At 64.5% G+C, this 23,473-nt stretch carries 23 protein-coding genes and 1 riboswitch; of the genes, 15 read left to right on the forward strand and 8 right to left on the reverse strand.

The window, feature by feature from the left end:
• Window positions 1-31: 31 nt before the first annotated feature.
• From mnmE to AC1DHL_RS19890, 3 genes are all read left to right on the forward strand, one after another.
• On the forward strand, window positions 32-1,438 hold the full coding sequence (gene mnmE / locus AC1DHL_RS19880; RefSeq protein WP_478163091.1) for a tRNA uridine-5-carboxymethylaminomethyl(34) synthesis GTPase MnmE: 1,407 nt from the start codon (window positions 32-34) through the stop codon (window positions 1,436-1,438).
• 86 nt (window positions 1,439-1,524) lie between these two features.
• Window positions 1,525-1,992: a Crp/Fnr family transcriptional regulator gene (locus tag AC1DHL_RS19885; RefSeq protein ID WP_478103327.1), complete on the forward strand. Its 468-nt coding sequence runs from the start codon at window positions 1,525-1,527 to the stop codon at window positions 1,990-1,992.
• Between the two features lie 4 nt (window positions 1,993-1,996).
• Complete coding sequence (locus AC1DHL_RS19890; RefSeq protein ID WP_478163092.1) at window positions 1,997-2,818, forward strand: hypothetical protein; 822 nt, start codon at window positions 1,997-1,999, stop codon at window positions 2,816-2,818.
• 16 nt (window positions 2,819-2,834) lie between these two features.
• Here the strand turns inward: AC1DHL_RS19890 and AC1DHL_RS19895 are convergent, their stop codons facing one another.
• Window positions 2,835-4,820 carry a monovalent cation:proton antiporter family protein gene (locus AC1DHL_RS19895; RefSeq protein WP_478163093.1) on the reverse strand — a complete coding sequence of 662 codons (1,986 nt, stop codon included), beginning with the start codon at window positions 4,818-4,820 and terminating at the stop codon, window positions 2,835-2,837.
• A gap of 77 nt (window positions 4,821-4,897) precedes the next feature.
• On the opposite strand from AC1DHL_RS19895, the gene AC1DHL_RS19900 reads away from it, so the two are divergent.
• The 4 genes from AC1DHL_RS19900 to AC1DHL_RS19915 are packed head-to-tail and all read left to right on the forward strand — an operon-like array spanning window position 4,898 to window position 7,874.
• Complete coding sequence (locus AC1DHL_RS19900) at window positions 4,898-5,899, forward strand: KpsF/GutQ family sugar-phosphate isomerase (protein WP_478103331.1); 1,002 nt, start codon at window positions 4,898-4,900, stop codon at window positions 5,897-5,899.
• Window positions 5,899-6,447 (forward strand): KdsC family phosphatase, encoded by a 549-nt coding sequence (locus AC1DHL_RS19905; RefSeq protein WP_478163094.1) that lies wholly within the window; start codon window positions 5,899-5,901, stop codon window positions 6,445-6,447. Before AC1DHL_RS19900 ends, AC1DHL_RS19905 begins: the two co-directional genes overlap by 1 nt.
• Window positions 6,444-7,091, forward strand: a complete 648-nt coding sequence (lptC, locus tag AC1DHL_RS19910; protein WP_478163095.1) for an LPS export ABC transporter periplasmic protein LptC — start codon at window positions 6,444-6,446, stop codon at window positions 7,089-7,091. Before AC1DHL_RS19905 ends, lptC begins: the two co-directional genes overlap by 4 nt.
• Before the next feature lie 9 nt (window positions 7,092-7,100).
• Window positions 7,101-7,874 carry an SDR family oxidoreductase gene (locus AC1DHL_RS19915; RefSeq protein ID WP_478163096.1) on the forward strand — a complete coding sequence of 258 codons (774 nt, stop codon included), beginning with the start codon at window positions 7,101-7,103 and terminating at the stop codon, window positions 7,872-7,874.
• A 64-nt stretch (window positions 7,875-7,938) separates the two neighbouring features.
• Here the strand turns inward: AC1DHL_RS19915 and AC1DHL_RS19920 are convergent, their stop codons facing one another.
• Window positions 7,939-8,457 (reverse strand): RNA recognition motif domain-containing protein, encoded by a 519-nt coding sequence (locus AC1DHL_RS19920; protein WP_478163097.1) that lies wholly within the window; start codon window positions 8,455-8,457, stop codon window positions 7,939-7,941.
• Window positions 8,458-8,705: 248 nt separating this feature from the next.
• Window positions 8,706-8,880: riboswitch (yybP-ykoY riboswitch) on the forward strand.
• 13 nt (window positions 8,881-8,893) lie between these two features.
• Between AC1DHL_RS19920 and AC1DHL_RS19925 the strand changes: the two genes are divergently transcribed.
• From AC1DHL_RS19925 to AC1DHL_RS19945, 5 genes are all read left to right on the forward strand, one after another.
• Window positions 8,894-9,460 carry a TMEM165/GDT1 family protein gene (locus AC1DHL_RS19925; RefSeq protein WP_478163098.1) on the forward strand — a complete coding sequence of 189 codons (567 nt, stop codon included), beginning with the start codon at window positions 8,894-8,896 and terminating at the stop codon, window positions 9,458-9,460.
• A gap of 124 nt (window positions 9,461-9,584) precedes the next feature.
• Window positions 9,585-10,769 carry a homoserine O-succinyltransferase MetX gene (gene metX, locus AC1DHL_RS19930; protein ID WP_478163099.1) on the forward strand — a complete coding sequence of 395 codons (1,185 nt, stop codon included), beginning with the start codon at window positions 9,585-9,587 and terminating at the stop codon, window positions 10,767-10,769.
• Complete coding sequence (gene metW, locus AC1DHL_RS19935; protein ID WP_478103340.1) at window positions 10,766-11,353, forward strand: methionine biosynthesis protein MetW; 588 nt, start codon at window positions 10,766-10,768, stop codon at window positions 11,351-11,353. The genes metX and metW overlap by 4 nt, the downstream gene beginning before the upstream one ends.
• A gap of 19 nt (window positions 11,354-11,372) precedes the next feature.
• Complete coding sequence (locus AC1DHL_RS19940; RefSeq protein ID WP_478163100.1) at window positions 11,373-11,960, forward strand: IMPACT family protein; 588 nt, start codon at window positions 11,373-11,375, stop codon at window positions 11,958-11,960.
• A 153-nt stretch (window positions 11,961-12,113) separates the two neighbouring features.
• Window positions 12,114-12,653 (forward strand): bactofilin family protein, encoded by a 540-nt coding sequence (locus AC1DHL_RS19945; protein ID WP_478163101.1) that lies wholly within the window; start codon window positions 12,114-12,116, stop codon window positions 12,651-12,653.
• Between the two features lie 6 nt (window positions 12,654-12,659).
• Here AC1DHL_RS19945 and AC1DHL_RS19950 read toward each other — a convergent pair whose 3' ends face one another.
• On the reverse strand, window positions 12,660-13,466 hold the full coding sequence (locus AC1DHL_RS19950) for a DUF72 domain-containing protein (protein ID WP_478103344.1): 807 nt from the start codon (window positions 13,464-13,466) through the stop codon (window positions 12,660-12,662).
• A 182-nt stretch (window positions 13,467-13,648) separates the two neighbouring features.
• On the opposite strand from AC1DHL_RS19950, the gene AC1DHL_RS19955 reads away from it, so the two are divergent.
• Both AC1DHL_RS19955 and AC1DHL_RS19960 read left to right on the forward strand, forming a co-directional pair.
• Window positions 13,649-15,142, forward strand: coding sequence for a M20 family metallopeptidase (locus tag AC1DHL_RS19955; RefSeq protein WP_478163102.1), 1,494 nt, complete (start codon window positions 13,649-13,651; stop codon window positions 15,140-15,142).
• Window positions 15,139-15,984 carry a lysophospholipase gene (locus tag AC1DHL_RS19960; protein WP_478163103.1) on the forward strand — a complete coding sequence of 282 codons (846 nt, stop codon included), beginning with the start codon at window positions 15,139-15,141 and terminating at the stop codon, window positions 15,982-15,984. Before AC1DHL_RS19955 ends, AC1DHL_RS19960 begins: the two co-directional genes overlap by 4 nt.
• Here the strand turns inward: AC1DHL_RS19960 and AC1DHL_RS19965 are convergent.
• From AC1DHL_RS19965 to AC1DHL_RS19985, 5 genes are all read right to left on the reverse strand, one after another.
• Window positions 15,981-17,156: an MFS transporter gene (locus tag AC1DHL_RS19965; protein WP_478163104.1), complete on the reverse strand. Its 1,176-nt coding sequence runs from the start codon at window positions 17,154-17,156 to the stop codon at window positions 15,981-15,983. The two genes, AC1DHL_RS19960 and AC1DHL_RS19965, sit on opposite strands and share 4 nt — an antisense overlap.
• A gap of 79 nt (window positions 17,157-17,235) precedes the next feature.
• Window positions 17,236-17,709, reverse strand: coding sequence for a YidB family protein (locus AC1DHL_RS19970; RefSeq protein WP_478163105.1), 474 nt, complete (start codon window positions 17,707-17,709; stop codon window positions 17,236-17,238).
• A 39-nt stretch (window positions 17,710-17,748) separates the two neighbouring features.
• Window positions 17,749-19,104: a M20/M25/M40 family metallo-hydrolase gene (locus tag AC1DHL_RS19975; RefSeq protein ID WP_478163106.1), complete on the reverse strand. Its 1,356-nt coding sequence runs from the start codon at window positions 19,102-19,104 to the stop codon at window positions 17,749-17,751.
• 46 nt (window positions 19,105-19,150) lie between these two features.
• Complete coding sequence (locus tag AC1DHL_RS19980; protein ID WP_478163107.1) at window positions 19,151-19,870, reverse strand: 16S rRNA (uracil(1498)-N(3))-methyltransferase; 720 nt, start codon at window positions 19,868-19,870, stop codon at window positions 19,151-19,153.
• On the reverse strand, window positions 19,867-20,961 hold the full coding sequence (locus AC1DHL_RS19985) for an aminoglycoside phosphotransferase family protein (protein ID WP_478163108.1): 1,095 nt from the start codon (window positions 20,959-20,961) through the stop codon (window positions 19,867-19,869). Before AC1DHL_RS19985 ends, AC1DHL_RS19980 begins: the two co-directional genes overlap by 4 nt.
• A 97-nt stretch (window positions 20,962-21,058) precedes the next feature.
• Between AC1DHL_RS19985 and AC1DHL_RS19990 the strand changes: the two genes are divergently transcribed.
• Entirely contained in the window at window positions 21,059-23,470 is a 2,412-nt protein-coding gene (locus tag AC1DHL_RS19990; protein WP_478103355.1) for an LPS-assembly protein LptD, read from the forward strand.
• Window positions 23,471-23,473 lie beyond the last annotated feature (3 nt).

Here is a 23,473-nt window from a genome sequence, read left to right on the forward strand (position 1 = left end):
CAAGCGGCCCTTCTTGCTGAAAATCACAGTCATGCTTGCGCGCCCCAGCGATCCGATCATTGCCATCGCCACCGCCTCCGGTCGTGGCGCCGTCGGGATCGTGAGGGTGTCCGGGCCGCAGATGGTGTCGCTGATAGCCGCAATCTGCGGGCGCAATCTCAAGCCACGCGAGGCGACCTACCTGCCCTTTCGCGATGCCGAAGGTGAGCCCATCGATCATGGCCTTGCGATCCATTTCCCGGCACCCAACTCCTTCACCGGCGAGGACGTGCTCGAACTGCAGGCACACGGCGGAACGGTTGTCCTGCAACTCTTGCTCGCACGCTGCCTGGAGGCTGCTGCCGAATTCGACCTCGAAACCGCGCAACCTCGACTCGCCGGCCTGCGCGTGGCCGAACCGGGCGAGTTCAGCCAGCGTGCCTTCCTGAACGGCAAGATCGATCTAGCCCAGGCGGAAGCCATCGCCGACTTGATCGACGCCAGCACCGAAGCCGCCGCACGCAGTGCGGGCCGGTCGCTGTCCGGGGCATTCTCGAAAGAAATCCACACGCTGCTCGACGCGCTGGTCCGTCTGCGGATGCTCGTCGAAGCGACGCTCGACTTTCCTGACGAAGAAATCGATTTCCTCCAGGAGGCCGACGCAGTGGGGCAACTGGCGTCGCTGAAATCCCAGTTGGGCGCGGTGCAGCAGCGCGCCCGGCAAGGCGCATTGTTGCGCGAAGGCATCAAGGTCGTCATCGCCGGCCAACCCAATGCCGGCAAGAGTTCGCTGCTCAACGCCCTGGCAGGCGCCGAACTAGCCATTGTGAGTTCGGTCGCAGGCACGACGCGCGATGTCGTCTCGCAGACGATCCAGATCCACGGGGTTCCGCTCCATGTGGTGGATACGGCCGGACTGCGCGACAGCATCGACGAAGTGGAGCAAATCGGCATCGCGCGTGCATGGGGGCAGATCGAAGACGCCGATGCGCTGCTCTTCCTGCACGACCTCACACGCACGCCGTCGCCGGATTACGCGGAAGCGGATGCCGAGATCTCGCGCATCTTGGCGACGAAGTTGCCGGCGAGCGTCCCGGTGATCGACGTATGGAGCAAGCTGGACGCTGTGCCGTCCGCCCTGGCGTCTTCCGGCATCAGCATTTCGGCCCGGACCGGCTTCGGCATCGAAATGCTGCGCACCCGCCTGCTCGAAGTGGCGGGATGGCAGTCGGTTCCGGAAGGGGTCTACCTCGCAAGGGCGCGCCACGTACAGGCGCTGTCACGCGTCGAGGAGCACATCGACGCCGCTGCCGAGCACCTGGCCGCGAGGGCGCAATCCCTGGACCTGCTGGCCGAGGAACTGCGTCTCGCCCAGAACGCGTTGAACGAAATCACGGGCGAATTTGGTGCGGACGACCTCCTTGGCGTGATCTTTTCCCGCTTCTGCATCGGGAAGTAACCGAAAATGAAAGCATATGTGACAAGTGTCACCATGCATTTAAGCTTTCGCAGATACTCCGGGACGCATAGCAGGGGCCTACAACGATGTCATCCAGCATTCAAGATCTTTGCCGCGCGATCGCTCAGAACACCAGTTATGACGCCTTTGCGCCAGCGTTCACCGCGCAGCAATGGGAAACGGTGGGTTCCTATTTGCAGCCCCACGACCTGCCCGCGGGGCAGGTGCTGATCGACCAGGGTGCCATCGATCGCACCCTCTTTTTTATCGAACGCGGCGCTCTCAGCGTCCACCTGATCGGCGACAAGGGCCAGATGCAGCTGGCGATCCTGAATCCGGGATCGGTGGTGGGCGAAGGCGCGTTCTTTTCGAGATTGCCGCGCTCGGCCAACGTGGTTGCGACCGGCGCGGCCCGGGTCTGGCGCCTGACGGCGTTGCGATTTGCCGAGATGTCGAACCGGCAACCCAATCTTGCGCTGGAGCTCACGCTCGGGTTGGGCGCGGTGATTGCCAAGCGAATGGTGAACAAGCCGAAGCGGGTCGCGGTGACCTGAAGTCATGGCGGCGATATGCGCAGACTGCCGCACCGCCAATCGCGACGGCGCCAAGTTCTGCAAGGGTTGCGGCCACAGGATCAGGATCGCGCCACCGGACAACCCGGCTGAAAGCCGGTCGGACCTTGACGAGGACTGGCCCGCCACGCAGCGCATGTCGATGCGTCACGAACTGGATCACGTCGACGACTTGCCCCTGTCGCCGGAATCGCGCACACCGTTCCCACCCGCGCCACCACGGGGTGGTGGCTGGGAGGCGAATTCGGACAGCTCTCCTTCGACCAAGGTCGCCGGCGCGACCAAGACCGGAACGAACCGGATCGGGGTGTGGACCTTGCTGACGGCAATGATCGTTGGCGGTGGCTGGTACGCGTACAGCTCGCGAATCATCAATGGCCCGGCGAACATCCCGAGTCCAGCGGCAGTGGTTCTGCCGGCACCTGCGCCAGTCATTGCCGCGCCGGAGCCGGCTCCAGCAGAACTCTTGCCACCTCCGTTGACAGGGCTGGAGATCGTGCAGCCGCAAGCCACGCCAGCGAAGCCGGCCGTCACACCACCCAAGACACGCAAGGCCGCATCGGTCCGCGTTGCACCGCCACCGCCGGTCGTCACGCAGCCCGTTGCGCCCGCGTCGCCGCCTGCACCTGAGCCCGTCGCCCCAGCGAATCCGCAGACCGCTTGCGACGGACTGAATTTCTTCGCACGTGCGCGGTGCATGGCGGCGCAGTGCGCCAAGGCCGATTACAAGGCGCATCCCCAGTGCGAACCCGTGCGGCGCCAACAGCAAATCGACGAAGAGAAGCGGAATCCGTCGCTGCTCAACTGATCAGCGCCTGCCGGCATCAGCCCTTCTGCAGCTTGTCGATCGCCATCGCCAGCGCGCCCGGTTTGCCGGACAACACCAGCGTATCGCCGTCCGCGAGTACGGCTTCGGCCGTCGCTTCGGCCGTCTTCCCATCGCGGCGGCGCAGGCTGGCGACGCGCACGCCCAATGCCTCGAGCGCAAGCCGCGCAAGCGGCTGCCCGATAGCCCGCGCACCGGCCGAGAGCGTGAAGGTGTTGAGTCGCTCGTGGTCGACTTCGTCGGCCTTGTCGTCGTCGGCCCCGTGGAAGTACCCGCGCAGCAGGTTGTAGCGCGCATCTCGCTGGTCCTGGACCACGCGGATCACTCGGCGCATCGGCACGCCCACCAAGGCAAGGGCATGGCTGGCAAGCATGAGGGACCCTTCGATCGCCTCAGGCACCACTTCGGTTGCGCCGGCGGCCTGAAGTTTTTCGAGGTCGCGATCGTCCCGCGTCCGCACGATCACCGGCACCTGCGGTGCGTGGGAGCGAGTGTTCGCCAGCACCTTGAGCGCACCTGGCACGTCCTGATAGGTGACGACCACGGCGCTCGCACGCGCCAGGCCGGACGCCATCAGCGCCTGCAGCCGGGCCGCATCGCCAAAGACGACCGAGTCGCCGGCTGCTGCAGCCTGGCGCACGCGGTCCGGATCAAGGTCAAGCGCCAGGTACGGGATGCCTTCCCGCTCCAGCATTCGCGCGAGGTTCTGGCCGCAGCGCCCGTAGCCGCAGATGATCACGTGCTGCGCCGTATTGATCGTCTTGCGGGCGATGCTCGTCATCTGCAACGACTGCTGCAGCCAGTCGCTCGCGACCAGCTTTCGCACGATGCGGTTGCTGTACATGATGATGAAAGGTGTCGAGAGCATTGACAGCACCATCGACGCCAGAACCGGATTGATGAGCCATTCCGGCAACAGGCCACGGCCGTTTGCCAACGCCAGAAGCACGAATCCGAACTCGCCTGCCTGGGCCAGATACAACCCGGTCCGCAGCGAGACACCGGTCGTCGCACCCAGCATGCGCGCCAGCGCCGTGACCAGCGCCAGCTTGAAGGCCAGCGGTATCAGCAGCAGCGCTGCCACGAGCGCCAGACGCTGCACGACGACATGCCAATCGAGCGACATGCCGACCGTGATGAAGAACAGGCCGAGCAGCACGTCGTGGAATGGCCGGATGTCTGTTTCGACCTGGTGCTTGAACTCGGTTTCCGAAACCAGCATGCCGGCCACGAAGGCCCCCAGGGCCAGGCTCAGGCCCGCCAGCTGCGTGAGCCACGCCAGCCCGAGTGTGACCAGCAGCAGGTTGAGCATGAACAACTCTTCGCTGCGTCGACGCGCGACCAGCGTCAGCCACCAGCGCATGACGCGCGGCCCACCGTAAAGCAAAACGGCGATCAGGAAGGTCGCCTTGACCAATGCGAAGCCGATCGCCTTGAGCAGTGTTTCCGGAGGTGCGCCGAGGGCCGGGATCAGCACCAGCAGCGGCACCACTGCGAGATCCTGGAACAGCAGCACCCCCATGACGCGCTTGCCATGCTCGCTGTCGAGTTCGAGGCGTTCGGCCATCAGCTTGACGACGATCGCAGTGCTGCTCATGGCGAGTGCACCGGACAGCACGAGGGCCGTCTGCCAACCCAGGCGCCATTCCGGCGGCAGGGCCGCGCCGATCACCAGGGCGCCGGCGGTCGCGATGGCGATGGTCAACATCACTTGAAGAAGGCCGAGCCCGAACACGTGCCTATGCATCGCGCGGAGCTTGGGCAGGCTGAATTCCAGACCGATCACGAACATCAGGAACACGACGCCGAACTCGCCAAGGTGCTGGATGCCGTCGGAGTTCTGGGCCAGCGCGAAGGCGTGCGGTCCGATCAGCACCCCCGCCGTCAGGTAGCCGAGCATGGGCGGCAGCTTGAGAGAGCGGCACGCGACCACGCCGATGACCGCGGCCAGCAAGTACATCAGCGTCAGGTCGAACGAGGACATGGCCTGATGCTACTGAATGTCGAAGGGCTCCAGCGATCGGCATATCGGGCGCTGGCCCTGCCCGATAAAATCCCGCGATGAGCTTTCGCCCCGACTCGCCCTTGACGGCCGCCCCCGAAGCCACGCTCGCGCGGGCGCGCACCACGTTCGACATCGAGGCGGCGGCCGTGCTCGGCCTCAAGGAGCGCGTCGGACCGAGCTTTGTCGACGCGGTTCAAAAAATCCTCGAGGTGCGCGGGCGCGTCGTCGTCATGGGCATGGGCAAGAGCGGCCACGTTGGCCGGAAGATCGCCGCCACCCTTGCTTCGACCGGCACGCCGGCCATGTTCGTGCATCCTGCCGAGGCCAGCCACGGCGACCTCGGCATGATCAAGGCCGTCGATCTGGTTCTCGCCATCTCCAACAGTGGAGAGGTCGAAGAGCTCACCGTCATCCTCCCGGTCGTCAAGCGGCAAGGTGTGCCGCTGATCGCGATGACCGGCCGCGTCGATTCCACGCTCGCGCGCCACGCGGACATCGTGCTCGACAGCAGCGTCGAAAAGGAGGCTTGCCCTCTCAACCTCGCTCCCACGGCCAGTACGACCGCGCAAATGGCGTTGGGCGACGCGCTCGCCGTCGCCCTGCTCGACGCGCGCGGCTTCGGCACCGAGGACTTTGCCCGTTCGCACCCGGGCGGCGCCCTGGGCCGGAAGCTGTTGACGCACGTGGGCGATGTCATGCGGTCCGGCGACGACGTACCGCGCGTGGCACCCGGGGCCAGCCTGAGCGACCTGATGCGCGAGATGAGCGCCAAGGGGCTCGGGGCGACCGCAGTGGTCGACCCCGCCGGCCGCGCGATCGGCATCTTTACCGACGGTGACCTGCGCCGCCAGGTCGAGACCGGCGCGGACCTGCGCGCCCTTACTGCCGGCGACGTCATGCATGTCGGCCCACGCACGCTGCGCGCCGATGCGCTGGCCGCCGAAGCTGCGGAGCTCATGGAGCAGCATCGCATCACCAGTGTGCTGGTGGTTGACGCATCCGGCGTCCTGATCGGTGCGCTCAGCATCAACGATCTGATGCGCGCGAAAGTCATTTGATGGCAGTCGAATTCAGGGCAGAGACCCTGCTTTCCGCACAGGACATTCGCGTCGCATTCTTCGATGTTGATGGTGTGCTGACCGACGGCGGCGTCTACTTCAGCGAACACGGCGAAACGCTCAAGCGCTTCAGCATCCTCGACGGCTACGGTCTCAAGCTGCTGCGCGCGGCGGGCATCACGCCGGCGGTCATCACCGGGCGCGACTCGAAACCGCTGCGCGTGCGGCTCGAAGCGCTGGGCATCCAGCATGTCCGCTACGGCACCGAGGACAAGCTCCCGGCTGCCGAGGCGATGCTCGCACTGCTGGGCACCGATTGGAAACATGCCGCCGCAATCGGCGACGACTGGCCCGACCTGCCCGTGCTGGCGCGCGTCGCGTTTGCGGCAGCGCCGGCCAACGCCCATGCGGAGGTGCGTGCCATTGCCCATCACGTCACAAGTGCACGCGGCGGCGAAGGCGCGGCGCGGGAGTTCTGCGACGTGCTCTTGACCGCTGGCGGGCACTACCGCCGGCTTCTGGATGGTGCGCGGGGCCTGCCCGCATGAAGTCGGCTTGGAGCTTGCTGCGCGACGGACTCGATCGCGTCACGATTTACCTGCCGCTCATCCTGACCGCCACCTTGGCGATGGGCACTTACTGGCTGGTTCGCAACGCGCCGAAACTGCTGGAGCCCGCACCCAAGGAGACGCTGGTGCACGAACCCGATTTCTTCATGCGTGGCTTCGTGGTCAAGAGCTTCCAGCCGAACGGCGACCTGCGCACCGAGATCTTCGGCAAAGAGGGGCGTCATTACCCGGACACGGACACGCTCGAGATCGACGACGTGCGGTTTCGCTCCATCTCGGACCAGGGGTTGATCATGCACGGGTCGGCGAATCGCGGTCTGTCCAATGGGGACGGCACCGAGATACAGCTGTTCGGCAATGCGATCGTGATTCGAGATGCAGCCACCTCGACCAGCGGCACCCCGCTGCCGCGGCTGGAGTTCCGTGGCGACTTCCTGCACGCCTTTACCGACACGGAGCGCGTCAAATCCGACAAGCCGGTCATCCTGACGCGTGGAGTGGACAAGTTCACGGCCGACTCGATGGACTACGACAACGTGACGGGCGTCGCCAATCTGCGAGGCCGCGTACATGGACTCCTGGTGCCGTCCTCGGCCGTGCCGACGCCGGCGCCGAAGCACTGACGCCAAAACATGACGGCTCTCGCTTTCATCACTGGCGCGTCCAGCGGCATTGGGCAGGCGCTGGCGGCGCGCTTCTACGAAGCGGGCTACGACCTCGCACTGGTCGCCCGGCGTACTGCTGAGATCGAGGCATGGGCCGTGGAGCGGCAGATCGATCCTCGTCGCTGCCAGATCTACAACGCCGACGTGGCCGAGGTCGACAGCATCGTCGCGGCCGGAAACGCATGCCTGGAACGCCAGGGCGTCCCCGACGTGGTGATCGCCAATGCCGGCATCAGCGTGGGCATGGACACCGCGGAGTACGGCGACCTCGATGTGCTCGCCCGAACATTGGCGATCAACAACATTGGCCTCGCGGCGACCTTCCACCCCTTCATCCGGGCCATGCAGGCACGGCGCAGCGGCCGTCTGGTGGGGATCGGCAGCGTTGCCGCGATACGTGGTCTGCCGGGGCACGGCGCCTACTGCGCGAGCAAGGCCGGCGTCGTGGCGTATTGCGAAAGCCTTCGCGGCGAAATGCGCGCCAGCGGTGTCAAGGTGGTGACGGTCTCGCCGGGCTATGTCGATACGCCTCTGACCCAAGGCAATCGCTATGGCATGCCCTTCCTGATGCAACCGGCCGATTTCGCAGACAAGGCGTTCCGTGCCATCGAGTCCGGTACCAGCTACCGTGTGATTCCCTGGCAGATGGGCGTGGTCGCGAAGATCCTGCGCCTGCTTCCGAATGCAGTGTTCGATCGCGCGCTGCAAGGCCGCGGGCGCAAGAAGCGCGCTGGCGAATAGCCGTTAGCCATCAAAAAAGGCTCCCTAGGGAGCCTTCTTGCTGTTTGACGTCGGTCAGAGTCGATCAGTAGCCGCTGTTGCCGCCATTGCCACCGCCGTAGCCACCGCGACCACCGCCGCCGCCACGCGGGCCAGCGCCATAGGGACTGCGGAAGCCGCCGTCGCCACCACCGCCACCGCTGCGGCCGCCACCCCCGTAGCCGCCACCGCCGCCGCCGTAACCACCGCCACCGCTGCGGCCACCGCCGCCGCCGCCACCGTATCCGCCGCCACCGCCGCCGTAACCACCACCACCGCCGCCGTAGCCGCCGCCACCGCTACGGGGGGGACGAGCTTCCATCGGGCGAGCTTCGTTCACCACGACGCTGCGACCGCCCAGGGGCTGACCGTTCATGCCGTTGATCGCAGCTTGTGCCTCGGCGTCGCTGCCCATTTCCACGAAGCCGAAGCCCTTGGAGCGGCCGGTATCACGCTCCATCATGACTTTGGCGCTGGTGACGGCACCGAATTGGCCAAAAGCCTGCTCGAGATCGCCGTCACGCACCGAGTAAGGCAGATTACCGACGTACAGTTTGTTGCCCATCAAGGGACTCCTATAAACACATAAAAAAAGCGATGGAGTCCCGAGAGCACCGCTCGGCGAAAAACTTCGCCAAGTTGCGCGAAACTGACCGATCACCCAATCGCCTCCTTCAAATCCGGAGGGAGGCTCGCGCATTATGTGGGAAATACAGGTTGCGCAAGTAGGAATTTGCCCGGACTGATACCGCCGTCAAAAATAAACTGCAAGTTGGCGCACGCTTACAACACGCTGCCACGCCACGCTACAATCGCGCGGTCATTGGGGAGTAGCCGCCTTCCATTGCGAGAAGGGTTTGCGTCAACAGACTTGTCCTACACCTTGTGGGATATGGCGTAAGCAGCGTGCAGCCTGGCGAGACCTTTGACCGTGCGACTTCGGGATTCGGCCGAGTTGTCGTGCGGTCAATTGCGTCTTTCGGCCGTTGGAATCCCTATTCATGGAAGCTTTTTTCGTTGCAACCGGCGTGGTCGCTCTCGCCGAAATGGGCGACAAGACCCAACTCCTTTCGCTCGTGCTCGCCGCGAGATTCCGCAGGCCTTGGCCGATCGTCCTCGGCATCCTCACCGCCACCATCCTGAACCATGCACTGGCCGGCGCCGTAGGGAACTGGGTGACGCATTTCCTGGGGCCGGTCGTCCTGCGCTGGATACTCGGTGGTTCATTCATCGCGATGGCGTTGTGGATGCTCATTCCCGACAAGCTCGATGAGGACGAAGTCCCCAAGTCTTCACGCTTCGGCGTTTTCGGAACCACGGTGATTGCCTTCTTCCTCGCGGAGATGGGCGACAAGACGCAAATCGCGACGGTGATGCTTGCTGCGCGCTACGCGGATGCCTACGTGTGGGTCGTACTCGGCACGACGCTCGGAATGATGCTTGCGAACGCGCCGGTCGTGTGGCTGGGTGAACGCATCGTCAAGCGCGTGCCCATCAAGCTCGTGCATGGCATCTCTGCCGTCATCTTTCTCGTCCTGGGTGTGATCGCGCTCATCGACTGGGGCTAAACGACGGATCGGCATATACTTCCAAGACGCGCCGATTTGCTCCAGCTTGCGGGCGCTTAATAAATGCAGCTAAAGACGGATGCCGGACCCGGCTCGTTTTTGGCGAGGCCGGGTCTTTTCATTCATGTCGTTCGTCGTCACTCCGCAATCGATGCAGTTCGCCGGCCCGCTGGCCCTGACCAGCGGCGCTTCGATCTCCGACTACACCCTCGCCTACGAAACCTATGGCGAGCTCAATGCCGATCGCAGCAATGCGGTGCTGGTGTGCCACGCACTCAACGCGTCGCACCATGTCGCCGGGGTCTATGCAGGGCAGGACAAGTCCGAGGGCTGGTGGGACAACATGATCGGTCCCGGCAAACCGGTCGACACAGACCGCTTCTTCGTCATCGGCATCAACAACCTCGGTTCCTGCTTCGGCTCGACCGGCCCGATGCATCTCAATCCGGCGGCGACCGGCCGTGCTTATGGCGCCGACTTTCCCGTGGTCACGGTGGAAGATTGGGTCAACGCCCAAGCCGCGTTGCTCGACGCGCTGGGCGTCCGCTCGCTTGCTGCCGTGATGGGCGGCAGCCTCGGCGGCATGCAGGCACTCTCGTGGACGCTCCAGTATCCCGAACGCGTAAGGCATGCCGTGGTGGTGGCCAGCGCCCCGAGTCTCACCGCGCAGAACATCGCATTCAACGAAGTGGCTCGCCGCGCGATCGTGACCGACCCCGATTTCAACGGCGGCCACTTCTACGAGCATGGCGTCATCCCCAAGCGCGGCCTTCGCATCGCGCGAATGATCGGCCACATCACCTACCAGAGCGACGACCTCATGAACGAGAAGTTCGGTCGTGCCCTGCGCAGCGCGGTCGAGGGCAGTGCCGCGAACACGGACTTTCTCTATTCGACACAAGAGGTCGAGTTCCAGATCGAGAGTTACCTGCGCTACAACGGCGACAAGTTCAGCGAGTACTTCGACGCCAACACCTACCTGCTGATCACGCGCGCACTCGACTACTTCGACCCCGCGCGAGCCTACGGCGGTGACCTTCGCGCAGCACTGGCGAAGGCGGCGGCCAAGTTCCTGCTGATCAGTTTCACGACCGACTGGCGATTTGCCCCGGCACGCAGCCGCGAGATCGTCAAGGCGCTGCTCGACAACCGTCGCAACGTGAGCTATGCCGAGATCGATGCGCCGCACGGCCATGATGCCTTCCTGCTCGATGATGTGCGCTACATGAGCGTTGTCCGTTCCTATTTCGAGCGAATCGCGCAGGAGCCTGCCGCGCCACGGACACCTACGGGAGTCGCACAGGCATGAGCGATCTCGACACTCAACAGCTCATCGCGCGGCTCGTGCCCAAGGGTTCACGCGTGCTGGACCTGGGCTGCGGCGACGGCGCGTTGCTCGATCTGCTGCAGCGCGAGCGCGACTGCACCGGCTACGGCGTCGAGATCGCAGATGGCAACGTGCTGCAGTGCGTGCGTCGCGGCGTCGATGTGATCCAGCTGAACCTGGATGAAGGCCTCGCGATGTTCGACGATGCGTCCTTCGACGTGGTGCTTCAGATCGATACCTTGCAGCACCTGCGCAATGCCGAGGTGATGCTGCGCGAAACCGCCCGCGTCGGCCGCATCGGAATCGTTGCCTTTCCGAACTTCGCGCATTGGCCCAACCGCATCAGCGTCGCGCGCGGCCGCATGCCGGTGACGCGTCGACTGCCCTACCAGTGGTACGACACCCCCAATATCCGTGTCGGGACTTTCAAGGACTTCGGCGTGCTCGCGCGCAAGAACCGCCTGCGTGTGCTCGATGCCTTTGGCCTGGAGGGCGGACACGAAGTGCGTTGGCTTCCCAATGCGCGCGCCAGCACGGCGGTGTTCAAGTTCGAACGCGGCGAATAGGCGTCGACAACCCGACCCCATGCCCTTCACTCTTGCTGCCCCGACCCACAGCGAGCTGATCATCAAGAAAAGCCGGTTCATTGGCTGCGTCCAGTCCGCCGCCGATCGCGATGCGGCGCAAGCGGTCGTGGCTGCGCTGCGCAGCGAACACCCCGGAGCCGCCCATGTCTGCTGGGCGCTGATGGCCGGCGGTCAATCGGCGGCCAATGACGACGGCGAACCTGGCGGCACTGCGGGGCGGCCCATGCTCGAAGTGCTTCGGCACCACGAACTTGAAAGCGTGCTCGCGACCGTCGTGCGCTATTTCGGGGGCGTCAAGCTTGGCGCGGGCGGCCTTGTACGCGCCTATACCGACAGCGTCGCGCAAGCGCTCCTCGGCGCAACGCTCGTTCCGCTGGTGCGACAGCGCACTCTGCATTGCGCCGTCGCCTATGCGCTCGAAGGCCTTGTGCGCCGAGAAATCTCCGCGATCGGTGGTTCGCTCGGCGAGGTGCGTCACGAAAGCCTGGTGCATTTCTCGTTCACCCTTCCCGATCCGGTCGCGGATGCGTTCATTACGAGGCTCGACGATGCCGCGCAAGGGCGCGTGGCATGGCTGTGCGAGTGATTTCTTGATTTCGTCAATTGCGCGGGCGCAAACGCAGAGCACAAAAGTTCGCAAGACTCGCGCTTTGGACTTATTCAGTTACGCATCTTGCGCAATGAAGTGCTGCCATCCGTGAAGGGGTTCTTACGATAGCCAATTTCGAGGAGCTACCCATTGGCTACACAGTCCCCCTTCTTCGGCAAACGTGATCGCGACGCCGAAAATCTCACTTCCCGCCCCGCGCCGCTGATGGGTTCCGGTACCAATCTTTCCGGTACGCCTGTCAGCCCGTCCACGCTCACCACGCAGGCTGCCAATGCGGTCGCCAGCGTCGCCGCCGCCAAGGAAGGCGGCAGCAAACTGACCGTCGGCCCCAACATCAAGCTCAAGGGCGTCGAGATCACGGATTGCGACACGCTGGTCGTCGAGGGCCTCGTTGAAGCCACGATGGATTCGCGCGTGATGCAGATCGCCGAACAAGGCGCCTTCAAAGGCTCGGCCGAGATCGACATCGCGGAAATCCGCGGCCTGTTCGACGGCAACCTCACGGTTCGCGAGAAGCTGGTGATTCACTCCACCGGCAAGGTCACCGGCAAGATCCGCTACGGCAAGATCATCATCGAGGAAGGTGGCCAGCTTTCCGGCGAGATCACCTTCGGCGCAGCGCCGGCGGGCAGCAGCAAGCCCGCAGCGACCCTGCAAGCCGCGGCCTGACCCGCGTCAGCCGAGTCGTTCGATCAAGGCACCGGCAGCCGCCGGTGCCTTTTCTTTTGCGCCGTTGATAAAGAAGACGAACACGTCGCGTGCATTCGAAGCGCCGGACTTGCCTTCCTCGACATGCGGCAGTGACGAAGGTGTGCCGCCCTTGGACCAGGTCTTCGCGGCCTCGGCCCATTCGTCCAGCGACTTCGGCGTGTATCCGGACGCATGCTGCGCGTCACTGTTCATCAGGCGCGCATAGACGAAATCGCCGGTCAGGTCGGCAAACGACGGGAACTTGGGCGAATCGGTAAAGACCGTCGCAACCTTGTGCTCGCGCGCAAGCGCGAGGTACTCGGGCGAGCGAAAGCTGTCGTGGCGCACGTCCAGCACGTGACGCAGCACACGGCTTCCTTCCTTCTTCGGCAACAACGCCAGAAAGGCCGCGAGGTCTTCGGGATCGAACTGCTTGGTCGGCATGAACTGCCACACGATGGGGCCGAGCTTCTTGCCGAGCTCGCCGACGCCGCTGTCGACGAAGCGCTTGATCGAATCGCCCGCCGTGGCGAGTTGCTTGCGATTGGTCGAAAAGCGCGACGCCTTCATCGAGAACACGAAATCGTCCGGCGTCTCGTCGTGCCACTTCTTGAAAGTCGCCGGCTTGAACGTGCTGTAGTAGGTGCCATTGACCTCGATGGCCGTCACATGACGGCTGGCGTAGTTGAGTTCCTGGGCATGCGGCAGCCCGGCCGGATAGAAGTTGTTGCGCCACGGCTCGAAGGTCCATCCGCCCACGCCGACCCGTATCCGCTGCGATGCTTCGGTCATTTCAGGCCCTTCCTTGCAATCTCTGTGGTCTGGCAAAGGCGAACTTGGGGGTGCGCAAGCATGGCATTCCTCGGAAGCGATGGCGAAGCCCGCCTTTTATCCCATCCGCCCAGAGCTTGCCACCTGCGCACAATGGGCCAAGACGCACTAACATCATTCTCCCCACCCCGCGGAGTACCTCCATGAACGCCCCCCTCCACCGCGAAATGCCCGCCGGCCTGCTCGACGCCGGGCGCGCGCTGTCTGACGTCTCCTCCCAGTGGGACAACGACATCGTCAAGCAACTCACCGACTACATCGCCATACCGGCCAAATCACCGGGTTTCGACAAGGAGTGGGTGCAGAACGGCCATCTAGAAACCGTCATGCGCAATGCCGCCGCATGGGTCGAAGCCCAGAAGGTCGAAGGCCTGAAGCTCGAGGTCGTGCGACTCGAAGGCCGCACACCGGTGCTCTTCTTCGAAGTGCCGGCCACGGGCACGGACATGAAGGAGACCGTGCTGATGTACGGCCACCTGGACAAGCAGCCCGAGTTCACCGGCTGGCGCAACGACCTCGGCCCGTGGACGCCCAAGTACGAAGACGGCCTGCTGTACGGTCGCGGCGGCGCCGACGACGGCTATGCGGTGTATGCCAGCGTCGCGGCCATCCAGGCGCTGAAAGCCCAGGGTGCGGCGCATCCGCGCATCGTGGGCCTGGTCGAAACGTGCGAGGAGTCCGGCTCCTACGACTTGCTTCCCTATGTCGATGCACTGCGCCCGCGACTGGGCGACGTGTCGCTCGTCATCTGCCTGGATTCGGGCGCGGGCAACTACGACCAGTTGTGGCTCACCACTTCGCTGCGGGGCATGGCGAGCGGCACGCTGAAGGTCGAGATCCTGACCGAGGGCGTGCACTCGGGCGATGCTTCGGGGTTGGTGCCTTCGAGTTTCCGCATCATGCGACAGGTCCTTGACCGGCTTGAAGACAGCAAGACCGGTCGCCTGCTGCCCGAGAGCTTCCATTGCGCCGTACCCGCCGAGAGGTTGTCGCAGGCCAAGGCGACGGCGACGATCCTGGGCGAAGAGGTCTACAAGCGCTTTCCGTGGGCGCACTACGACTGCGGCGGCGCCAGCGCTTTTGCGCTGCCGACCACGACGGACCCGGTGGAAGCGCTGCTCAATCGAACCTGGAAGCCCACGCTTTCCGTCACGGGCGCCGAAGGCTTCCCCGCGTTGAAGGATGCCGGCAACGTGTTGCGCCCCTACACCGCGTTCAAGCTGTCGTTGCGTCTGCCGCCGCTGGTCGATGCGAGCCAGGCTGTGCAAGAGCTCAAGTCCCTGCTCGAAGACAACGCGCCTTACCAAGCGAAGGTCACCTTTGAAAGTCACGGCGGCGCGACTGGATGGAACGCGCCCGACACAGCGCCTTGGTTCGAACACGCGCTCAATGCCGCGTCGCAGGCGCATTTCGGCGCGAACTGCGGGTACATCGGACAAGGCGGAACGATCCCGCTCATGAATATGTTGAGCGTTGGCTTCCCGAAGGCCCAGATGATGGTCTGCGGCGTGCTCGGCCCCAAGAGCAATGCGCACGGGCCCAACGAGTTCCTGCACGTGCCCTATGCGAAGAAGCTGACGGCGGCGGTGGCTGAAGTCATTGCGGCGTTACCTGCCGCCAGCGGCGTCGCTGCTTGAGCGCGCAACCGGCGCAACACACGCTGCGCACGCCGGACGGCGAAACGCTGGTAGTGCATGCCTGGCCCGCCGGGCTTGGCGCCGCCAGGGCCGTCGTCGTCATCGTTCACGGGCTCGGCGAACACGCTCGCCGCTATGCGCATGTCGCTCAGCGACTCAATGCCTGGGGCTTCGACGTGCGCGCCGTGGATCAGCATGGCCATGGGGCTTCGACCGGCGCCCGCGGCGGTTTGCCGACGGTGACCCGGCTCCTCGAAGACCTGGCGCTCGTGCTCGATGACGCAAGGCGCAGCCATCCGGGACTGCCTGTGGTCTTGCTGGGTCATAGCCTCGGCGGCTTGGTGGCTGCGAGTTTTGTCGCGCGCGAGGTGCGCGCAGTGGATGCGCTGGTGCTTTCGTCTCCAGCACTCGACCCGGGACTGAGCGGGTTTCAGAAGCTCCTGGTTGCAGTGCTTTCGCGGCTTGCGCCCGATCTGCGCGTGGGCAATGGACTCGACCTCAAGTACCTGTCGCACGACCCCGCTGTGGCGGAAGCTTATCGCGCGGACCCACTGTGCCACGACCGTATCGGCGCTCGGTTGGCAAGGTTCCTCGCCGATGAGGGTGCCACGGTGCAATCGGCCGCGGCCGGCTGGCGGGTGCCGACGCTGTTGATCTATGCCGGCGACGACCGCCTGGTTCGTCCCGCCGGCAGCCGCACATTCGCAGCCGCAGCGCCAGCGTCGGTGGTGAGCACGACCTGCTTTCCGGCGCACTTTCACGAGATCTTCAACGAGAACGACGCGGAGCCCGTGTTGGACACGCTCGCGCGCTGGCTGAACGAACGCTTCCTGAGCGCTTAGGCGACTGCAGTCGCGGACGCCGCGCGCCGTCGAGCAAGCCACAGCAGCGCAACGCCCGTCAACACCACAGGCACCAGCGAGCCGAAATTCAGCAAGCGCCAGCCCTGCGTCGTGACCAGCACGCCCGACGTGAAAGAGCTGATCGCGAGCGTCGCGAACATGCAGAAGTTGAGCGCGCCTTGCGCCCGGTCCTTTTCCTCGGCCGTGTACGCAATGAGCGACAGCGTCGTGCTGCCCGTGAAGAGGAAGTTCCAGCCCACCCCGAGCATGAACAGCGCGATCACGAACTGATGCAGGTCCACGCCGGAGAGCGCCACTGCGATACAGCCGAGATTGAGCAGCAGCCCCACGCCCATCACCGGCAGCGCGCCGATCCGCCGAATCAGGTGTCCTGTGAAAAAGCCCGGCGCAAACATGCCGATCACGTGCCATTCGAGGACAAGTGCGACGTCTTCGAACGGAAGGCTGCACACCTGCATGGCGATGGGCGTCGCGGCCATCAGCAAATTCATCACACCGTAGCCGAGCGCGCCGGAGACCGCAGCCACGATGAACACCGGCTGGCGCGCAATCTGGGAGAGCGGTCGGCCGCCTGTGGTCGCGCTCTTGACCGGCGGCGCAGGAAAATCGATGAACTGCATCATCGCCATCGAGACCAGCGCAATCAGCGCGAGGGCCAGGTACGCACCTGCGAAAGGCACCGCGAACCAGTTGCGGGTCACCGCGGCGAGATTCGGACCCGCCACCGCGCCGATCAGACCGCCAGCCATGACGAGCGAGACCGCCTTTTCTTGCCACCCGGGAGCGGCGAGCTCCGCCGCGGCAAAACGATAGAGACTGGCGTTGGCGTTGTAATAGCCGGCGACCACTGTCGCAAAGCAGAGAAGCCAGAAGTCCTTCCACACAGCGGCCTGCGCGCACAGCAGTGCCGAGACCAGAGCCACGGCAATGCCGATCTGGAACGAACGTCGCCGCCCGAGGCGCTGCTGCGTCTTCGCCACGAGACCGGTTGCCAGCGCGCCGCCCACCACATAACCCATGACCGGCAGCGTCGCCATCCAGCCACGCGGCGCGAGTGCCAGCCCGACGAGACCATTGATCGCGATGAATGTGACGTTGTTCGTCAGGAACAGGCCTTGGCAGATGGTGAGCAGCCAGAGATTGCGATTCATGGGGATGGACGTTGCGGGGGGAGACAGAAAAATGGCGCCGCACGGCGCCATTTGTTTGCAAGGATCGGCACGCCGGCCGTCAGCTCTTCTGAAGCAAGCCGCTCAGTGATGACAACAGATCGTCGTGATTGCCCAGGCCCTCGGTCGGCACCTGGCCCTTCGGCGTCAGGTGGTCGATCAACGTCGGCAGCAGCGTGGCGAGCATCGGCAACAAGGTCGCACTGTTGACGCCGAGCTTTTGCGCGATGCCGGAGATGACGTCGCTGCCCAGCACGTCCTGCAACTGGCCGCCGGAAATGGGCGCGTTCTCGCCCTTGCCGATCCACGAGTTGACGACGTCACCCATTCCGGCCTGCTCGAACTTGGACACCAGCCCGCCCAAGCCGCCGGTTTCGCCGTTGTTGGCCAGGAGGCCGCCTAGCGCGCCGGCAATGCCGCCGAGGTCTCCCAGCCCGCCCGGGCCGCCGAGATTCCCGAGACCGCCTTCCTGAGGCTGCGGCTGCGGCTGCGCACCGCCGAGCACTTGACCGAGTACCGAATCGAGCAATCCCATGATGAGCTCCTGAAGCAATGAGGTGTGTGGAACGCGGACCTACTTGGAACGCGGTGGCCGCTTGGCCAGCAGGGGCTCGCTCACGCCCTGTACGCCGACCAGTCCAAGCACGGTCACGAGGGCATTCTGCGCGCCCTTCCACCCGTCTGTCACGTCGATCCATTCGGACAGTGCATGAAAGCCGCCAGTCTTGCCCCCGCTGCCGATGATGATGGCCGGAATGCCCAGGGACATCGGCACGTTCGCATCCGTGCTGGCGCCAGACAGCAGCGTCTTGTGGCCAAACGCGGCATTCGAGCGGACAACCGCCTCGACGATCACCGAGTCCGACCCCGTGCGGCCGCCGGGGCGATCACCGATCAGCTTGCTCGATGCGCTCAGCGTCGTGACGTTCCAGCGCTTGTTTTCCTCGGCCACCGCTTCGTCGATCGCGGCCAGCACCTTCTTTTCGGTGTCGAGCAGCGCGCCCATCTCGTCGGAGCGGATGTCCACCGCCATTCGCGCATCGGGCGCGATGGTATTGACGGACGTACCGCCGCTGACGGTTCCGACCGTGAAAGTGGTCTTGGGAAAGCTTGGCGTCTTGATGTCGGCGATCCTGGCGATGGCGCGGCCCATGCCGTGAATGGCGCTGGGCACCTGGCCGAAGGCCACGTAGCTGTGGCCGCCCGGACCCTTGAAGGTCACCTCGTAACGATGGCTGGCCGTGCCGAGCACCACCGCGTTGCCGTCCGACGCGGGCTCGAGCCCGACCATGCCGTCGATGTCCGGATGGTCGCGAAAGATGGCCTTCATGCCGCGCAGGTTGCCGAGTTCTTCCTCGCCGACATTGCCGACGAACATCAAGTCGCCGACCGTCTGTATCCTGTTGTTGTTCAGCACCTTGAGCCAGGACAGCAGCACGGAAAGGCCGCGCGTATCGTCCGAAATGCCGGGCGCGTGAAGCTTGCCGTCGTGTTCCTTCACCTTGACGTCGGTGCCTGCCGGGAAGACGGTGTCGAGATGCGCCGAGATCAGCAGCGTCGGCCCGTTGCCGCTGCCCTTGCGCACGCCGATGACATTGCCTTCGGCGTCAATCCTGGCGTCGGTCAGGCCCAACGCCTTGAGGCGCGCGAGAAACGCCTCGGCGCGCTTCTGTTCCTTGAAAGGCGGCGCCTCGATCTCTGTGAGCAACTTCAGGTCGTCGATCGAACGCTCGTGGTCCGCCTTGACCGCATCGAGCAACTGCTTGATGTCCGGTGCGGCCATGAGCTGGGTGTAGGCCTGGTCGACCGCCGGCCGAACCTGCGAGGGTGTCGGCGCCACGGCGGATGTCTGGGCGTGCACGCCGCTGGCGTTACAGAGCACGGCAAGCATGACGGGCGCCATGCGCAAGGAAATGGAACAGGATGACATGGTGCTGCCGTGATGAAAACGAATTGAAAAGGGACGGGTTCCGGTACTACCCACCGGACAACAGCGCGAGTGCAGCCAGCGCGGCAGTTTCGGCACGCAAGACACGTAGACCTAGCGTGAGCGGCGCAAACCCGCGAGCGATCGCTTCTTTTTCCTCCGAAGCGCTCAGCCCGCCTTCCGGACCGCTCAGCACCCACGCGGCGCGGGGATCGCCCGACATGGCGTCACGCACGGGTCGGGTTCCTTCGGCAAGGCTCAGGATGAATCGCGCGGCATCGTCCGCAGGCGCTCCGAGCCAACCTGCCAGCGGCCGAACGGGGTGGATCAACGGCACACGGTTACGCCCGCATTGCTCGCATGCCGCGATCGCAATCGCTTCCCAGTGAGCGCGCTTCTTGTCGGCGCGTTCGCCTGCGAGCCGCAGCACGCCGTGCGCCGTCATGAGCGGCTGGATGCTCGCGACGCCGAGTTCGGTGGCTTTTTCGATCAACCAATCCATGCGCTCGTTGGCCGGCATTCCGACCGCCAGATGCACCACACGAAAGGCCTCGCGCTCGATGGCCGTACGCGCGCCGACCTGGACGTCGACGTCGCTGCGTCCCATGCGCTCCACCGTCGCTGCGAACTCGCCGCCGCTGCCGTCGAACAGGATCAACGCGTCGCCGGGTTGCATTCGAAGCACCTGGACGTGGCGCGCAGCGCCGGGCGGCAGCGTGAGCGCGCTGTTCTCGGTCAGCGCCACGGCGCAGTGAAAACGCGCCGTCACATGCGTCCGTAGGCAAAGCCGCTCATCGGCTGCGTGCCTTCGATCTCGTCGATCACGCGCAGCAAGGGCGTGAGTTCGCGGTAGCGGCCGGCCGTAGCCCGGATGTAGGCGATGAACCGCGGCGTATCGGCCAAATACTTCGGCTTGCCGTCACGCAGCGTGAGTCGCGCAAAGATGCCGGCCACTTTCAGATGGCGTTGCAGCCCCATCCATTCGACGGCGCGGTAGAACGCGCCAAAATCGGCGTCGACCGGCAGACCGGCCTTGCGGGCCTGCTCCCAGTAGCGGACCGTGATATCGACCACGAATTCTTCATCCCAGCTCAGGAATGCATCGCGCATGAGACTTGCGATGTCATAGGTGATCGGGCCATGAACCGCGTCCTGGAAATCCAGCACGCCGAGCGCGGGGCCATCGTTGACCATCAGGTTGCGGGGCATGAAATCGCGATGCACGTACACGCGTGGCGAGGCAAGGTTGCTCTCCACGATGAGTCCGAAGCTGCGATCGAGGCGCTCCTTGAGCTGACCCTCCACGGGCAGGCCACGATGCTGCGCGATGTACCACTGCGGGAAAAGCGCCAGTTCGCGCTCGAGCAACGTCCGATCGTAGGGCGGCAGAACATCCGGCTTCGATGCCAGTTGCCACCGGATCAGCGCATCGATCGCCTGGTCGTAGAGGGGGCGCGCCGCGCCGGAATCTGCGGGATCGATCACGTCCAGCATGGTGTGAACGCCCAGGTCGTCGAGCAGCAGGAATCCATTGGCCCGATCCCATTCGAGCACGGTCGGCGCCGTGACACCGGCATCGGCCATGAGCTTGGCGACCTGCACGAATGGCGCGCTGTTCTCCTCGGTGGGCGGCGCGTCCATGACGATGCGGGTGGGTCCGCCGCCGCTCGTGTCCACTCGGAAGTAGCGCCGGAAGCTGGCGTCGGCTGAGGCGAGTCGCACGGTCTGCGGCAGCAGTTGGCGCGACGGTGCGATGCGCTCCATCCAGAGGTTGAACGCCTGAGCGCGGGCCGGATCGGTCCACGCCGGGGAAGGAAGGGGCGTCGCGGCGCCGCTGGCCGGGGGCAAAGAGGCTGTCATGGATAATTGATTCTACAAATCCGCCTCGCGCGGACCTTCTCAACTCGACGGCCTTCGGCGCCGCCCTTCCCCTCCAGACGATATTTATTCCGTACCGATGCCTGACCTGAACCGAGCCGCCTGGCGCCGGTGCCGCCCGCCTTTGCCGCTGGCGGTGCTGTCGCTTGCACTGCTGCATGCGCAAGTCGCGCGGGCGCAGGACGCGGAACTGGACGCACCGCTCGTGCTCAAGCGCACGCCGCAGCTGACCGAAGTCATCACCCCGGCACAACGCGGCCAGTTGCCGAGCTTCGTCGACGGCGATCGCATATCGGGCAGGCCCGACCTGGAGACGGTGGTCGAAGGCAACGCCACGCTGCGTCGCGGCGACACCTTCATTCGCGCGGACCGGCTGGAGTACTACCAGCCAGAAGATCGGGCCAGGGCGACCGGCAACGTCCACGTGAACCAGGCCGGCAACGTCTATGAAGGACCCGAACTCGAACTCAAGCTCGAAACTTTCGAAGGTTTTTTCAACAAGGTGCGCTACTCGTTTCTCGCCAACGGCGGACGGGGCGACGCAGAGCGCATCGACTTCATCGACAGCAATGTCTCGGTGGCCCGCATTGCGACCTACACCACCTGCCGCCCGGAAGACTATCCGGGCTGGATGCCGGCCTGGCTCCTGAAGGCCAAGACCATTACCACCGATACGGAAGAAAACATCGGGGTGGCGACCAGCGCCCAGATCAGCTTCATGGGTGTCACCACACCGCCGTTCCCTTCCGTCAGCTTTCCGTTGAGCAACGATCGCAAGTCGGGCATGTTGCCGCCCGTGATCGGCATCGACAGCGTGAACGGGGTCGAGGTGACGACGCCGTACTACTGGAACATCGCACCGAATCGCGACGCGACGTTCTATCCGACCGTCATGAGCAAACGCGGCATCAACCTCGGCAACGAGTTCCGCTATCTTGAAAGCACGTACCAGGGCGAGATCCGGGCCGACTACATGCCTGACGACCGTCTTCGCGATCGCGACCGCTGGGGCGTCTGGACGCAACACAGCCAGACCTTCGACCCCAAGCCCCTGGGCCTCGACTATTTCACCGGCTCGCTCAGCATCAATCGCGTGAGCGACAACGACTACTGGCGCGACTTCACGCGCACGCCGTCCCTCACGCAACGATTGCTGGCGAACGACGGCGCGCTCCGCTGGGGCGTGGGCGACTGGAGCGGCATGGCGCGCGCGCTGAGCTACCAGACGCTGCAATATGCGCCGTCGCCGATCATTCCGCCCTACGACCGGATGCCGCAGATCACGGCCAACTACAACAAATACGACTGGAACGGTTTCGACTTTTCGTTCAACAATGACTACACGCGCTTTCGTGGGGATCCGATCCTGCAGGGGCAGCCGGACGGGGAGCGTGCCTTCACGCAACTGAGCCTGAGTCGGCCGTTTCTCACGCCAGGCACCTTCGTCATTCCGAAGGTGATGGTGAACGCCCGCGCCTATCAGTTCGACGCGCCGATCAACGGCATCACCTCGGCCAACGTGACCGTGCCGACCTTCAGCCTCGACAGCGGCATGATCTTCGAACGTGACGCCAGTTACTTCGGACGCGCATTCCGCCAGACGCTCGAGCCGCGTGCGTTCTATGTCTACACGCCCTTCCGCAACCAGAACGAATTGCCGAACTACGATTCGGCGGCCAACGACTTCAATTTCGCGACGGTTTACACGGAGAACGCGTTCTCCGGCAACGACCGCATTTCCGACAGCAATTTGCTCACGCTGGGCGTGACCTCGCGGTTGATCGATCCCGATACGGGCGCCGAGGCAGCCCGCTTCGGCATCGCGCAACGCCTGCGTTTTGCGGATGAACTCGTCACGCTGCCGGGCGGCATTCCTGTGACAGATCGTTTCAGCGACCTTTTGCTGGGCGCACAGATCAACTGGACCCCGAAGTGGACCTTCGACGGCACCGTCCAGTACAACCCCGATGATCACAATTCCGCACGCACCGCACTGAGTGCTCGCTATAGTCCAGGGCCCTATCGCACGATCAGCGCAGCCTATCGTTACCAGCAGACCACCTACGCGGCTGCCGCCGACGGCACCAGGGTCTCGAACAACGACGGTAGCCAATCGATCGATATCGGCTGGCAGTGGCCCATCAACGATCTATGGGGCGACAAGGGCAAGGACCTGGGAGCCGGACGTGGTCAAGGGGGCGGTCGCTGGTACGCTGTAGGCCGTCTGAATTACAGTCTGCTGGACAGCAAGCTGACCGACGGCGTGCTGGGCTTCGAATACGACGGTTGCTGCTGGATCGGTCGCGTGGTGGTGGAACGCATCACCACCGGGCAAGTCACAGCCAGCACGCGAATCATGTTCCAGCTTGAACTGGTCGGCTTCGCGAGCGTCGGAACGAGCCCGCTTCGCACATTGACGCAAAACATCCAGCGCTACACGCCTCTGCGCCAACCTGGCGCCGCGCCGAGCCGCTACACAAATTACGACTGAGAT

The organism is Variovorax sp. 10L426 (assembly GCF_056395305.1).